Origin of the sequence: Pseudomonas sp. AU12215, from assembly GCF_001675465.2 — a bacterium.
Classification (GTDB): domain Bacteria; phylum Pseudomonadota; class Gammaproteobacteria; order Pseudomonadales; family Pseudomonadaceae; genus Pseudomonas; species Pseudomonas nitroreducens.
Genome location: NZ_MACM02000030.1, coordinates 1 through 14,119 on the forward strand (window position 1 = coordinate 1; position 14,119 = coordinate 14,119).

At 61.4% G+C, this 14,119-nt stretch carries 13 protein-coding genes; 3 read left to right on the plus strand and 10 right to left on the minus strand.

The genetic code is table 11. The features are described 5' to 3' along the window. Positions 1 to 308: 308 nt before the first annotated feature. From tssC to tssA, 3 genes are all read right to left on the minus strand, one after another. Entirely contained in the window at positions 309 to 1,751 is a 1,443-nt protein-coding gene (gene tssC, locus A9513_RS08470; RefSeq protein ID WP_226046551.1) for a type VI secretion system contractile sheath large subunit, read from the minus strand. A gap of 85 nt (positions 1,752 to 1,836) precedes the next feature. Next, complete coding sequence (tssB, locus tag A9513_RS08475) at positions 1,837 to 2,358, minus strand: type VI secretion system contractile sheath small subunit (protein WP_037006684.1); 522 nt, start codon at positions 2,356 to 2,358, stop codon at positions 1,837 to 1,839. A 67-nt stretch (positions 2,359 to 2,425) separates the two neighbouring features. Continuing rightward, positions 2,426 to 3,442, minus strand: coding sequence for a type VI secretion system protein TssA (tssA, locus tag A9513_RS08480; RefSeq protein ID WP_024763006.1), 1,017 nt, complete (start codon positions 3,440 to 3,442; stop codon positions 2,426 to 2,428). A 743-nt stretch (positions 3,443 to 4,185) separates the two neighbouring features. Here tssA and A9513_RS08485 point away from each other — a divergent pair. Beyond that, the gene (locus A9513_RS08485; RefSeq protein ID WP_231387620.1) at positions 4,186 to 5,178 is read left to right on the plus strand and encodes a LysR family transcriptional regulator; all 993 of its coding nucleotides are present in this window, start codon (positions 4,186 to 4,188) and stop codon (positions 5,176 to 5,178) included. 176 nt (positions 5,179 to 5,354) lie between these two features. Here the strand turns inward: A9513_RS08485 and prpF are convergent, their stop codons facing one another. The 5 genes from prpF to A9513_RS08510 form a co-directional block, all read right to left on the minus strand. Beyond that, positions 5,355 to 6,542 (minus strand): 2-methylaconitate cis-trans isomerase PrpF, encoded by a 1,188-nt coding sequence (gene prpF / locus A9513_RS08490; RefSeq protein ID WP_065084473.1) that lies wholly within the window; start codon positions 6,540 to 6,542, stop codon positions 5,355 to 5,357. Positions 6,543 to 6,676: 134 nt separating this feature from the next. After that, positions 6,677 to 9,286 (minus strand): Fe/S-dependent 2-methylisocitrate dehydratase AcnD, encoded by a 2,610-nt coding sequence (gene acnD, locus A9513_RS08495; protein ID WP_176707226.1) that lies wholly within the window; start codon positions 9,284 to 9,286, stop codon positions 6,677 to 6,679. 14 nt (positions 9,287 to 9,300) lie between these two features. After that, positions 9,301 to 10,461 carry a 2-methylcitrate synthase gene (prpC, locus tag A9513_RS08500; RefSeq protein WP_024763010.1) on the minus strand — a complete coding sequence of 387 codons (1,161 nt, stop codon included), beginning with the start codon at positions 10,459 to 10,461 and terminating at the stop codon, positions 9,301 to 9,303. Positions 10,462 to 10,632: 171 nt separating this feature from the next. Further along, positions 10,633 to 11,520 carry a methylisocitrate lyase gene (gene prpB, locus A9513_RS08505; RefSeq protein WP_065084475.1) on the minus strand — a complete coding sequence of 296 codons (888 nt, stop codon included), beginning with the start codon at positions 11,518 to 11,520 and terminating at the stop codon, positions 10,633 to 10,635. Continuing rightward, positions 11,517 to 12,239 (minus strand): GntR family transcriptional regulator, encoded by a 723-nt coding sequence (locus tag A9513_RS08510; RefSeq protein ID WP_024763012.1) that lies wholly within the window; start codon positions 12,237 to 12,239, stop codon positions 11,517 to 11,519. The genes prpB and A9513_RS08510 overlap by 4 nt, the downstream gene beginning before the upstream one ends. Positions 12,240 to 12,459: 220 nt before the next feature. On the opposite strand from A9513_RS08510, the gene A9513_RS08515 reads away from it, so the two are divergent. Together A9513_RS08515 and A9513_RS08520 are read left to right on the plus strand one after the other, a co-directional pair. Further along, entirely contained in the window at positions 12,460 to 12,870 is a 411-nt protein-coding gene (locus tag A9513_RS08515) for a hypothetical protein (RefSeq protein ID WP_024763013.1), read from the plus strand. Continuing rightward, a complete protein-coding gene (locus tag A9513_RS08520; RefSeq protein ID WP_065084476.1) occupies positions 12,851 to 13,468 on the plus strand; it encodes a class I SAM-dependent methyltransferase in 618 nt (205 codons plus the stop codon). Before A9513_RS08515 ends, A9513_RS08520 begins: the two co-directional genes overlap by 20 nt. Here the strand turns inward: A9513_RS08520 and A9513_RS08525 are convergent. Further along, positions 13,447 to 13,704 (minus strand): hypothetical protein, encoded by a 258-nt coding sequence (locus A9513_RS08525; RefSeq protein WP_024763015.1) that lies wholly within the window; start codon positions 13,702 to 13,704, stop codon positions 13,447 to 13,449. The genes A9513_RS08520 and A9513_RS08525 overlap by 22 nt on opposite strands. Before the next feature lie 108 nt (positions 13,705 to 13,812). Next, on the minus strand, positions 13,813 to 14,055 hold the full coding sequence (locus A9513_RS08530) for a hypothetical protein (RefSeq protein WP_024763016.1): 243 nt from the start codon (positions 14,053 to 14,055) through the stop codon (positions 13,813 to 13,815). Positions 14,056 to 14,119 lie beyond the last annotated feature (64 nt).

The window sequence follows — 14,119 nt, forward strand, 5'->3', positions numbered from 1 at the left end:
GTGACGCGCTCTGTGGCGCTGAGTTCGTGATAGGACATGGGGCAACACCTTACCGAAATGGTCGGGTGTTGCACTCAGTTTTTGCGGCCGCCCTTTAAATGTGCTGCTTCTACGCTGCGGTCAACATCCCACGAACTCCATTAGTTGGGCGTGGATAACCGTCTTCTTGATTTCGCTCGACACACTCCTGGTGCGGGGCGAAATTGATTTTTAATATCGTAAGAGTAAAGCCATCCATGGAGACTTGTTGAAAGTCCCTGTTAGTCTTTTTTGAGTTTTCTATTTTTGCGTTTTTTCAGTTTTTTCGGTTAGCCTTCATCTTGCTTCAACGACGGAAGCTTCGAGACCAAGCGCAAGGATACGGTCAATCCTTCCAGTTGATAGTGCGGGCGTAGGAAGAACTTGGCAGTGTAATAACCTGGGTTGTCCTCAATTTCTTCGACTTGCACTTCGGCAGCTGCCAGAGGTTTCTTCGCCTTAGTTTCCTGGGAAGAATTGAGTGGGTCACCATCGACGTAGCTCAGGATCCAGCTGTTGAGCCATCTCTCCATTTCATCGCGCTCGCGGAATGAGCCGATCTTGTCTCGAACAATGCACTTGAGGTAATGCGCAAAGCGGCAGCACGCAAACATGTATGGCAAACGTGCAGCAAGGTTGGCATTGGCCGTGGCATCGGCGTTGTAGTAAGCCGCCGGTTGTTGCAGGGATTGAGCACCAATGAACGCCGCGAAGTCAGAATTCTTGCGATGCACCAAAGGCATCAGGCCGTTCTTGGCGAGTTCTGCCTCACGACGATCACTGATGGCGATTTCCGTTGGGCACTTCAAATCGACGCCACCATCATCGGTGGGGAAGGTGTGGCAGAACAGGTTTTCCACCGCGCCACCGGACTCCACGCCGCGAATCGAGGTACACCAGCCGAACTGCTTGAACGAACGGTTGATGTTCACTGCCATTGCATACGCGGAGTTACACCAAGTGTAGCGTTCGTGGGCACTACCGGCGGTATCTTCCTCAAAGGCGAAATCATCCACGGGGCTGGTGGCGGCGCCATAGGGAAGCCTGGCCAGGAAGCGCGGCATGGCCAGACCGAGATAGCGTGCATCCTCCGACTCCCTCAGGCTGCGCCAGGCGGCATATTCGGTGTTCTGGAATATCTTGGTGAGGTCGCGTGGATTGGCCAGCTCCTGCCAGGACTCCATCTGCATTACTGACGGAGCCACGGCCGCAATAAAGGGCGAGTGCGCGGCTGCGGCAATCTTGGCCATTTCACGCAGTGTTTCCACATCCTGTGGGCTGTGGTCGAAGTAGTAGTCGCCGACCAGGCAGCCTAGCGGCTCACCGCCGAACTGACCGTACTCTTCTTCGTAGATTTTCTTGAAAATCGCGCTCTGATCGAAGCCGGCGCCTTTGTGGCGCTTCAGCTCGCGATTGAGTTCTTTCTTCGACAAGGGCATGAAACGGATCTTCAGCATCTCGTCGGTTTCGGTATTGTTCACCAGATAGTGGAGGCCGCGCCAAGCGCTTTCCAGCTCCTGAAAGTCGGCGTGATGGATGATCTGATTTATTTGCTCGGACAACTTGCGGTCGATCTCGGCAATGATGGCCTGGATCGAGCGATAGGAGTCGCCGGAGACGACTACGGCATTTTCCAGTGCCTGCTCTGCCAGAGTTTTCACCGCATGTTCGACTGCCTCGCGCGCTTGGTCGGTCTTGGGTTTGAACTCCTTGGTCAACAGCGAGGCGAACATGTCCCGGTCGAGGACCTGTTGCTCGGTACTGGCTGTCTGAACTTGATTGGCCGCGCTCATCATTGTTCTCCGCTAGGCAATGGGATCAGTCCGCGTCCGCGGCGGGTTTGCTCGACGCCACGAGGGACTTGAGTAGGGCGGGATTCTCCAGCGCTTTAGCCAGTAGTTCCTCTACCCCGCTCTTGCCGTCCATGTAGGAGAGCAGGTTGGAGAGCTCGGTGCGTGCCTGCAGCAATTGGTTGAGTGGTTCGACTTTGCGAGCTAGCGCGCCAGGCTCGAAGTCGTCGATGCTCTGGAACGTGAGGTCGACACTGAGCCGACTGCCGTCGGCATTCAGGGTGTTCTCTACCTGAAAGGCTGCGCGCGGCTTGAGCGACTTCATTCGTTCGTCGAAATTGTCGATATCGATCTCGAGGAAACGCCGATCAGCCAGCGCCGTGGGCGCTTCCAGGGGCTTGCCCAGCAGATCCGCCATGACCCCCATAACGAAAGGCAGCTGGATTTTCTTCTCCGAACCGTAGATTTCGACGTCGTACTCGATCTGCACTCGCGGAGCCCTGTTGCGTGCCACGAACTTCTGGCCGCTTTGTTGAGCTGGTCTAGCCATAACTACCTCTGCCGATTCGATAGTCTTTTGTGCTCGCCGTCGGCGATCACCCTTTGCCTTTGATTCTTTACTCGCTGTTCGAGGCCGCATTGCAGCCGACGATGTGTTCGAATGTCTGGCCGCTCTCTGGAGCCAGATCCTGAATGATCTCCATGAAATTCAGCGGCATCAGCCGTTGCGCTCGGCGTATGAGCAGCGCGGCTGGATGCCCGGGTTCGTAGCGTTCGAAGTAGCGGCATATGCTTTCCATTTGTTGCATCGCCTGCTCCCGTCGCTCCAGAGTCGTGCCGGAGGCCTGCGGAGCTGGAGCCGATTGCTCGGTGGGATACTCGGAGGCTGTTGCTGGGGACTCTGAAATAGCATGAGTCCCACTCAACTCATCCAGTGCGCGGACTATCTGCTCGAATGGTTTGGTCATCCCTGAGAAATCCGGCGTCCAAGAGGTGCCAAGATGACTTTCGATCAGATGTGTCAATGCGAGTGCGGTTGTATTGATACGTCGGACCGCGTTTATTTCAGGGGTGTCGCCGCTGATGAGTTTCTGGCGTAGCTGGGCATCGCCAGGAATTCCTGATAGGTATGAGTTTTTGTCGAGGTAGAGCTCGACTTCGCGCAAGCTGATGCGCCCGAAGTCGCCTTGGGCCAGAGGTGCGCGGCGCAAGGCACGGCCAACACCTTCTATTTCCATCAAGGAGGAGATCGCGTTGATGCGTGGAAGAGGATCTTCCTCACCATCGATCTGAATGCGCGGATAAAGCTCTTTCCAATAGAGCTCGAGCCAGCGCAGCGCCAACTCCAGCACATTGGCATAGCCCGGCAGCCCGTCGATTTCTGCACTCGCGCGCGCGACATAAGCCAGTACGCGCAGATCCTTGGTTCTGCGCAGTAGGTCGCCAGCGCGTTGGGCGACGTCACTCCAGTTTGGCTGTTGTGCCGGGATGATAGTGGTGCCGAACTGTTGCTCAACTTTTTCCGCAGCGGCCACCTGGAGTTCGATATATTCGGGGTCGTATTCGATTTCTGCACCGCAAGCCGAGGTGTACTCGAGGGGGGACAGTAGCGCCTGAACCTGTTCAGCCAACATGAGAGTTCCCCATGTGGATGTTGCTATCCAGTTGTGTTCCGATTTTTTGTCCCGACAACCAATAATTGAGTTCATCCGCCAGAATTAAGCTGTTCTCCAAGGCAGGATGAAGATTGTTCTGATGGTTGAAGGAGGGTTCGGAATTCAATTTATTTTCTCGGTTTGGAATGCTTTATCTTGCGTTGGGGGTGTTTCTTTTAAGAGTGGGTCTTTCCTTGTGGAACTCTATTGGGCGGCTTTGAAACTATTTCCTCTAAATAAAGAGGGGCTTCAGGCGGCTATACTCCTGATGGCGCGCCGTGTGCGTGCAAGTCTACGGTGGATTTTTCCAAAGTTTTTAGTGTCTCTGTCAGATTTCCTGGATTTCGTTTGGTTCTGGCTATTCCGCCCTGTATGAATGGTATAGGAAGATCGGCAGGGGTTGGTTTTGGTTTGCGGAAAATTTCTCCTTGTATTTAGTAAGTGCTGATCGGGATTGCGAGTTTATATGAATTTTCTTATGTATTTTTGAGTTGTTTCTTGTCTTGCATGGTCATTTGCTGTTCGCTTTAATTTTTAACGCTACGTGTTGTTCTGAGATGCCTGTTTGATTCGATTTTTTTCTTGCCTATGGAGGGCTCGGAGTAGGTTTCCAGTACAAGGCTTGTTAATAAAGAGTAGGGGTTCTGAGTTGTGGTGAGTTTATTCCCCCGAAATGGCAATGATAAGCCGGTCGAGGTTCAAAGGAGATTTTCGCTGTGAGCATGAATCCGACGATGATGTTGCTGGAAGAAATGGTGATATTTGTCAGGGTGGTGGAGAGTGGGAGCTTTTCTGAAGCCGCTAGACGCTTGGGAATATCGCCCTCTGCGGCGAGCCGTGGTGTGTCACGGCTGGAGAAGGGGCTGTCGGTGCAGCTGTTGCAACGCACCACACGCAAGCTGCGACTAAGTGAGAGTGGTGAGGAAATCTACAAGTGCTGCCGCAGCATGGTGAGCTCGGCGAAAACCGTGTTGGGCATGAGCGCGAAGTACTCCCACGAGCCTGAAGGGCTGGTGCGCATCAGTGCGCCGAAGGCGTTGGGCCGCTTCGTCATCCACCCACTGATCCCCGAATTTCTCCGGCTTTACCCTAAGGTCGATGTGCAATTGCTGTTGGGCGATCACCATGGCGACCTGATCGACAGCAATCTGGATCTGGCGGTGCAGGTTACCGACCATCCGGCACCTGGCCTGGTGGGGCGTTGCTTGTTTCCAATCAAGCAGATTCTCTGTGCGTCGCCTGACTACCTGGCCGAGCACGGTGTACCCATGCATCCATTGGAGCTGGAGCGGCACTTTTGCATCAGTGAGGGCGATCTGTCTCAGGGCAGTCGATGGCAACTCAAGCGGGGCGCGGAGTTGCTCAAGGTTCAGGTGCCTAGCCGGTACTCCATCAATCTCTCGGAAGGACGACTGGATGCAGTGATGCAGAATGCCTGCATCACCTACCTGCCTTTATTCATTGCGCAGGCTGAACTCGAGCGTAAGCGCATTGCGCATTTACTGCCGGACTGGGAGTTCATCGGTACTCATAGCCACGGCAGCGCGTGGCTGCTCTACCAGCCCACGCATTATCTGCCGTTGAAGGTCAGGGCGGTGGTCGACTATCTGGTGGAAAAGGTGCGCGGTGATCCCAGTCTGCGCGCTGCCAGCTTGCCGCCTTGTGATGACGTCCCGGTTATCAATGATGCCGGTGAGCCGGGGCACGTTCACTGATCGGAATTGTCAAAGAAGACCACATCGGGGAACCCCGGCTTCCCTAAAAGCAATCCAAGCAGCAAGACTAGCTCCTGCTGCTTAGCTGGCTGTTCTCGTCATAGCTGTATGGTGCTTCGAAGACACAACAGAAAAGGGCCTCGGAAGAGGCCCTTTTCTGTTGCTAAGAGCGGATATCAGAACGAATCCCCCGGCACCCGCACCCAGCCTTCCATGAGGATGCGCGAGCTGCGGCTCATGATGGCCTTGGTCACGGTCCACTCGCCGTTCACCTGCTTCGCCTCGGCGCCCACGCGCAGGGTGCCGGAGGGGTGGCCGAAGCGCACGGCGCTGCGTTCGCCACCGCCGGCGGCGAGGTTCACCAGGGTGCCGGGGATGGCGGCGGCAGTGCCGATGGCCACGGCGGCGGTGCCCATCATGGCGTGGTGCAGCTTGCCCATGGACAGCGCGCGCACCAGCAGGTCGATGTCGCCGGCCTGCACTTGCTTGCCGCTGGAGGTGACGTAGTCCTTGGCTGGCGCGACGAAGGCGATCTTCGGTGTGTGCTGGCGGGTGGCGGCTTCTTCGGCGGTCTTGATCAGGCCCATGCGCAGGGCGCCGGCGATGCGGAATTTCTCGAAGCGCGCCAGTTGCTCGGGGTCGCCATTGATCGCTTCGCGCAGCTCGGCGCCGGTGTAGCCGATGTCCTGGGCGTTGACGAAGATGGTCGGGATGCCGGCGGTGATCATGGTCGCCTTGAAGGTGCCGATGCCGGGGACCTCCAGGTCGTCCACCAGGTTGCCGGTGGGGAACATTGAGCCGCCTTCGTCGCCATCATCGGACGGGTCGAGGAACTCCAGCATGATCTCGGCGGCGGGGAAGGTCACGCCGTCCAGTTCGAAGTCACCGGTTTCCTGGACCTGGCCGTTGGTGATCGGCACGTGGGCGATGATGGTCTTCTGGATGTTCGCCTGCCAGATGCGCACCACGCAGGTGCCGTTGTCCGGGATGCGCGTCGGATCGACCAGGCCGGCGTGGATGGCGAAGGATCCGGCGGCGGTGGAGAGGTTGCCGCAGTTGCCGCTCCAGTCGACGAAGGCCTTGTCGATGGAGATTTGCCCGTAGAGGTAGTCGACGTCGTGGTCGGGCTGGGTGCTTTTCGACAGGATCACGCACTTGCTGGTGCTGGAGGTCGCGCCGCCCATGCCGTCGATGTGTGCGCTGTAGGGATCGGGGCTGCCGATCACGCGCATGAACAGCTGGTCGCGGGCCGCGCCGGGCACCTGGCAACGCTCGGGCAGGTCCTGCAGGCGGAAGAACACGCCCTTGCTGGTGCCGCCGCGGATGTAGGTGGCGGGGATCTTCACTTGGGGTACGTGGGGCATGGGACTCGATCCTGTTTGCTTTTCGTAGGAGCGAGCTTGCTCGCGAACGGCCTCGCTGCGGGCTTTGGTTCGCGAGCAAGCTCGCTCCTACAGGATTAGTGCCGACCCGCCGTGCAGGCGGGTCGGCTGTTACATCACGCTACCGCGCCTTCCAGGAAGTCCTTGGCGAAGCGCTGTAGCACGCCGCCGGCGTTGTACACCTTCACTTCGGCGGCGGTGTCCAGGCGGCAGGTGACCGGGACTTCGACGACTTCGCCGTTGCGGCGATTGACCACCAGGGTCAGGTCGCAGCGCGGCGAGACGTCGCCCCTGATGTCGTAGGTCTCGGTGCCGTCCAGTCCCAGGGTCAGCCGCGTGGTGCCTGTCTTGAACTCCACCGGCAGCACGCCCATGCCCACCAGGTTGGTGCGGTGGATGCGCTCGAAGCCTTCGGCGACTATCACTTCCACGCCCGCCAGGCGAACGCCTTTGGCCGCCCAGTCACGGGATGAGCCCTGGCCGTAGTCGGCGCCGGCGACGATGATCAGGTTCTGCTTGCGGTTCATGTAGGTTTCGATGGCTTCCCACATGCGCATCACCTTGCCTTCGGGCTCTACGCGGGCCAGCGAACCTTTCTTCACTTCACCGTTGACCACGGCCATTTCGTTGATCAGTTGCGGGTTGGCGAAGGTGGCGCGCTGGGCGGTCAGGTGGTCGCCGCGGTGGGTGGCGTAGGAGTTGAAGTCCTCCTCCGGCAGGCCCATTTTTGCCAGGTATTCGCCGGCCGCGCTGTCCAGCAGGATGGCGTTGGATGGCGACAGGTGATCGGTGGTGATGTTGTCCGGCAGGATCGCCAGCGGCAGCATGCCCTTGAGCGTGCGCTCGCCGGCCAGTGCGCCTTCCCAGTACGGCGGGCGGCGGATGTAGGTGGACATCGGGCGCCAGTCGTACAGCGGGCTCTCGGCTTCCTGCACACTGCCCAGGTCGAACATCGGGATGTAGACCTGCTTGAACTGCTCGGGCTTGACGCTGGCGGCGACGATGGCGTCGATCTCTTCATCGGACGGCCAGAGGTCCTTCAGGGTGACCGGGTTGCCTTGACTGTCGGTGCCCAGCGGGTCCTGCTCGATGTCGAAGCGCACGGTGCCGGCGATGGCGTAGGCGACCACCAGCGGCGGCGAGGCGAGGAAGGCCTGTTTGGCGTAGGGGTGGATACGACCGTCGAAGTTGCGGTTGCCCGAGAGCACGGCGGTGGCGTACAGGTCGCGGTCGATGATCTCTTTCTGGATCGCCGGGTCCAGCGCGCCGGACATGCCGTTGCAGGTGGTGCAGGCATAGGCGACGATGCCGAAGCCGAGCTTCTCCAATTCCGGCAGCAGGCCGGCTTCTTCCAGGTACAGCTTGGCGACTTTCGAGCCGGGCGCGAACGACGTCTTCACCCACGGCTTGCGGACCATGCCCAGCGCGTTGGCCTTCTTCGCCACCAGGCCGGCGGCGATGACGTTGCGCGGGTTGGAGGTGTTGGTGCAACTGGTGATGGCGGCGATGATCACCGCGCCATCGGGCATCAGACCTTCGGCTTCCTCGACGCGGCCGGACGCAAGCTTGGCTTCGTCGGCGATGCCGCGCTCGGCCAGTGCCGAGGTCGGCAGGCGGCGGTGCGGGTTGGACGGGCCGGCCATGTTGCGTACCACGCTGCCCAGGTCGAACTCCAGCACGCGCTCGTACTCGGCGGTTTCCAGCGCGGTGCTCCACAGGCCGAGGGTCTTCGCGTAGTTTTCCACCAATTCCACCTGCTCGGGCTCGCGGCCGGTGAGCTTGAGGTAGTCGATGGTCTGGCCGTCGATGTAGAACATCGAGGCGGTGGCGCCGTATTCCGGGCACATGTTGGAGATGGTCGCGCGGTCGCCGATGGACAGGCTGTCCGCCCCCTCGCCGAAGAACTCGACGTAGGCGCCGACCACGCGCTCCTTGCGCAGGAACTCGGTAATCGCCAGCACGATGTCGGTGGCGGTGATACCCGGCTTGCGCTTGCCGGTCAGCTTCACGCCGACGATGTCGGGCAGGCGCATCATCGACGGGTGGCCGAGCATCACGGTCTCGGCTTCGAGGCCGCCGACGCCGATGGCGATCACGCCCAGGGCATCCACGTGCGGGGTGTGCGAGTCGGTGCCGACGCAGGTGTCGGGGAACGCGATGCCGCCGCGTGCCTGGATCACCGGGCTCATTTTCTCCAGGTTGATCTGGTGCATGATGCCGTTGCCGGCCGGGATCACATCGACGTTCTTGAACGCGGTCTTGGTCCAGTCGATGAAGTGGAAGCGATCCTCGTTGCGGCGGTCCTCGATGGCGCGGTTCTTCTCGAACGCGTCCGGGTCGAAGCCGGCGGCTTCCACGGCCAGCGAGTGGTCGACGATCAGTTGGGTCGGCACCACCGGGTTGACCTTGGACGGGTCGCCGCCTTTCTCGGCGATGGCGTCACGCAGGCCGGCGAGGTCGACCAGCGCGGTCTGGCCGAGGATGTCGTGGCAGACCACGCGCGCCGGGTACCAGGGGAAGTCGAGGTCGCGCTTGCGGTAGACCAGCTGCTCCAGCGAAGCCGTCAGGTCCTGTGGGTCGCAGCGGCGCACCAGTTGTTCGGCCAGTACGCGGGAGGTGTAGGGGAGTTTGTCCCAGGCGCCGGCCTGGATCGCCTCGACTGCCTCGCGGGCGTCGAAGTAATCCAGCGCGGTGCCGGGTAGGCGCTTGCGGTATTGGCTGTTCACGGTAGTAGTCATGGTTATTTGCGGTCCTTGAGCGGCACGAACTTCAGGTCTTCAGGGCCTGTGTAGTTGGCGCTCGGGCGGATGATCTTGCCGTCGATGCGTTGCTCGATGACGTGGGCGGACCAGCCGGCGGTGCGGGCGATGACGAACAGCGGGGTGAACATCGCGGTGGGCACGCCCATCATGTGGTAGCTCACGGCGCTGAACCAATCGAGGTTGGGGAACATCTTCTTGATGTCCCACATGATGGTTTCCAGGCGCTCGGCGATGTCGTACATCTTGGTGTTGGACTGCTCGTTCGACAGCTGGTGGGCGACTTCCTTGATCACCTTGTTGCGCGGGTCGGACACGGTATAGACCGGGTGGCCGAAGCCGATCACCACTTCCTTGCGCTCGACGCGGGCACGGATGTCCGCCTCGGCTTCGTCCGGGTTGTCGTAGCGCTTCTGGATCTCGAAGGCCACCTCGTTGGCGCCGCCGTGTTTCGGACCGCGCAGCGCGCCGATGGCGCCGGCGATGCAGGAGTAGATGTCCGAGCCGGTGCCGGCGATCACCCGGGAGGTGAAGGTGGAGGCGTTGAACTCGTGCTCGGCGTACAGGTTCAGCGAGGTGTGCATGGCGCGCACCCAGGACTCGCGTGGTTTCTGCCCGTGCAGCAGGTGCAGGAAGTGGCCGCCGATGGAGTCGTCATCGGTCTCGACCTCGATACGCTTGCCGTTATGGCTGAAGTGGTACCAGTAGAGCAGGGCGGAACCGAGCGAAGCCATCAGCTTGTCGGCGATGTCGCGGGCGCCGGGGTGGTTGTGGTCGTCCTTCTCCGGCGACAGGCAGCCGAGCACGGACACGGCGGTGCGCATCACGTCCATCGGGTGGGCCGACGGCGGCAGGGTTTCCAGGGCGGCTTTCACGCCGGCCGGCAAGCCGCGCAGGGCTTTGAGCTTGGCCTTGTAGCCGGCCAGTTCGGCGACGTTGGGCAGCTTGCCGTGGACCAGCAGGTGGGCGATTTCCTCGAAGTCGCAGCGGTTGGCGAAATCCAGTACGTCATAGCCACGGTAGTGCAGGTCGTTGCCGGTACGGCCGACGGTGCACAGGGCGGTGTTGCCAGCGGCGGTGCCACTCAGGGCCACGGACTTCTTCGGCTTGAAGCCGGTGGTGGTTTCTGCGGTAGCGCTCATCGCGTGTCTCCTCATCAAATCCGGTTGCTTGTTCTTGTCCCCCGGCGCGGGCCGGGATTTCGGTTCGAATCTGGTCGGCGGATAACGCCTGTGGCGTTATGCGCCCTACGGTGTATCAGGTCTGGCGTAGAGCGAATAACGCGAAGCGTTATCCGCCGCTTTCGCCTCAGGTCACTTCTTGCCGGCAGCGAACAGCGCGTCGAGCTTCTGCTCGAAGGCGTGGTAGCCGATGCGGTCGTACAGCTCGGCGCGGGTCTGCATCAGCTCGATCACGTTCTGCTGGTGGCCTTCCTGGCGGATCGCGGTGTACACGGCTTCAGCGGCCTTGTTGGCGGCGCGGAAGGCGGACAGCGGATACAGCTGGATGGCCACGCCGACCGAGGCCAGCTCGTCGCGGGTGAACAGCGGGGTGGCGCCGAACTCGGTGATGTTGGCCAGGATCGGCACGTTCAGCGCATCGACGAAGCGCTTGTAGGTCGGCAGGTCGTAGGCGGCTTCGGCGAAGATCGCATCGGCGCCGGCCTCGACGTAGCGCTGGCAGCGCTCGATGGCGGCGTCCACGCCTTCGGCCTGGATGGCGTCGGTGCGGGCGATCAGGAAGAAGTTCGGGTCGGTCTTGGCATTGGCGGCCGACTTCACGCGGTCGACCATCTCCTGGGTGGAGACGATTTCCTTGCCTGGACGGTGACCGCAGCGTTTGGCGCCGACCTGGTCCTCGATGTGGGCGGCGGCGGCGCCGGCCTTGATCAGGCTCTTCACGGTGCGCTCGATGTTGAAGGCGCTGGGGCCGAAGCCGGTGTCGATGTCCACCAGCAGTGGCAGGTCGCAGACGTCGGTGATACGGCGCACGTCGGTGAGTACGTCATCCAGGGTGTTGATGCCCAGGTCCGGCAGGCCGAGGGAACCCGCCGCCACGCCGCCACCGGAGAGGTAGATGGCCTTGAAGCCGGCGCGCTTGGCCAGCAGCGCGTGGTTGGCGTTGATCGCGCCGATCACCTGCAGCGGCTTTTCTTCGGCAAGGGCTTCGCGGAAACGTTGGCCGGCGGTCTTGTCGCTCATTGTTCACCTCGTTCGTTGGCTGTCTTGGCGTGGGCGTCCAGGTAATGGCGCTCCATATTGCGTTTCGACGCGCCGATGTGACGGCGCATCAGCAACTCGGCCAGTTCGCCGTCACGGTCGGCGATGGCATCGAGAATCCGGTGGTGCTCGGCGAAGGCCTGGCGCGGCCGGTTAGGCGTCGCCGAGAACTGCAGGCGGTACATGCGCACCAGTTGGTACAGCTCGCCGCAGAGCATGCGGGTGAGGGTGCGGTTGCCGCTGCCCTGAATGATCCGGTAGTGGAAGTCGTAGTCGCCTTCCTGCTGGTAGTAGCCACGGCCGGCCTGGAAGGCTTCGTCGCGCTCGTGGGTGTCGAGCACCCGGCGCAGTTCGTCGATCTCGGCCGGCGTCATGCGCTCGGCGGCCAGGCGGCAGGCCATGCCTTCGAGGGATTCGCGGATCTCGTAGAGCTCCAGCAACTCCTCATGGCTGAGCGAGACCACGCGCGCGCCGACGTGCGGTACGCGTACCAGCAGCTTCTGACCTTCCAGGCGGTGGATCGCCTCCCGCAGCGGCCCACGGCTGATGCCATAGGTACGCGCCAGTTCCGGCTCGGAAATCTTGCTGCCGGGGGCGATCTCGCCCTTGACGATGGCCGACTGGATCTTGCGGAACACGTGTTCCGACAGGGTCTCGCTGTCGTCGCTGGCGGGAGTGGGCAGAATCAGGCTATCGCTCATGGTGTCGACAATCTTCTGGGTGTGCGGCGAAAGCTACCCCTGTAAACCCTATGGGTCAATCGAGATCTGATGAATTGTCGACAATCGTCTAGTGGGAGGCTGATATTTGCCGTGCGGTTGTCTCTGCCGCGAACCCAGCCGGACGTGAGAGGATGTCGCCTGGCGCATCAGGGAGAAGGACGTGATATTGAAAGGACGAACAGGCCCGGCAGCGGCCAGCATGACTGGGTTTCTGCTGCTGGGCTGGGGCCAGGCGTCATGGGGGCTGAATTCCTACCGGGACACCCTGCCGGCCGATATGCGCGATGTCGGCCTGACGGGCGAGATGTTGCCGCTGCTGCTGGTCTGGGTGCCGCTCATCGCGGTGCTGGCCAGGGCCCGCTGGATTGCCCCTACCTGGCGTGCGTCATTGTCGTCCCTTGCATCCCTTGCGTCCCTGGCGGGCTGGTTCTGGGTAGACCTGTGCCTTTATGAAAGCCGCGTGGCCGGCTGGAGTACCTACACTCTGGCGGAGCTGGTGATGGAAGTGGCGGTGGTATGTGCCTGGCCTCTGTCGCTGGCGACCTTGCTGAACCTGCTGGCCTGGAGCCTGCCAAGCCTGAGGACGCGACATGATCCGAACCTTGTATGACCGCCATGCTCTGCCCCGCTTGATCGATTTCGCCTGCGGCATGGGCGATGTGATGAAGCAGCGCTCGCTGCTGGTGCCCCGCGCCCGCGGCCGCGTGCTGGAGATCGGCATGGGCACCGGGCTGAACCTGTCGTTCTACGATCCGGCGAAAGTGTCGACAATCGTCGGCGTCGACCCCGCGGCGCAAATGCAGAAGCTCGCCGGCAGCCGTGCCGAAGCGATTCAAATTCCGGTGGAAATGGTGGCGCTGGAACTCGGGCAGATCCGCGCCGACGCAGGCAGCTTCGACAGCATCGTCTGCACGTTCACCCTGTGCAGCATCCCCGATGCGCTGGCCGCACTGCGGGAGATGCGCCGGGTTCTCAAGCCCGGCGGCGAGTTCCTCTTCTGCGAACATGGCCTGGCGCCGGATGCCGGTGTCCGCGCCTGGCAGCACCGGTTGACGCCGGTCTGGAGGCCGCTGGCCGGAGGCTGTCACCTGGATCGCGACATGCCGGCGCTGATCGAGTCCGGCGGCTTCCAGCTACGCGAACTGAGCCAGGATTACCTTCCGGGGCCGCGGCCGATGACCTACGTCTATCGAGGCATGGCCGACTGATAGCGCGGCAGACGCTCGAGCAGCTCGATGCTCAGGATGTAGGCGCTGCGCAGGAACAGGTCTTCCGTATGCTGCACCAGCCCCGAGTCGGACTGGCAGTCGTTCAGCCGCACCACGGTGGGGGCGTGGCCATCACACAGGGCGATATAGTCGCCTTGGCTGATCCAGCCCTGGAGCACTGAGGATTCGCGGTTGTGCGCGCGAACCACGACTTCGACCTTGAGATGTTCGTTCATTGCCACGGCGCTCGAAGGAAGGTGAAAAGAGGTGGCGAACCATAGCGTTCGCTCCGCGCTGCCTCTGTCAGGTTCTTCTGATTGAGCGGTGCGACTGTCCCTCGTCGTTCAGGCCACCCGTTCGGCCGGGGTGACATTGAGGATGTGCGAGCCGCTGAGGAACAGGTCCTGCACCGGGCCGGTCGGGCAGTGACGGCTCTGGCAGTCGCCCAGGCGTACCTCCAAGGGCGCGCGACCGTTGCGCAGGGCCAGGTAATCCTCGCGGCTGATGCGGCCGTGAAGGATGCGTTGCGGGTGGTAGGGAGACCAGGTCTGCACATCGACCCAGAGACTGTCGGGAGCGTGGTTCATGGCGGTGGTCCGGCCGTTTGCAAATGGGCGAGTACTCTAGACAGCGGACCAGCGCCAAATTCAT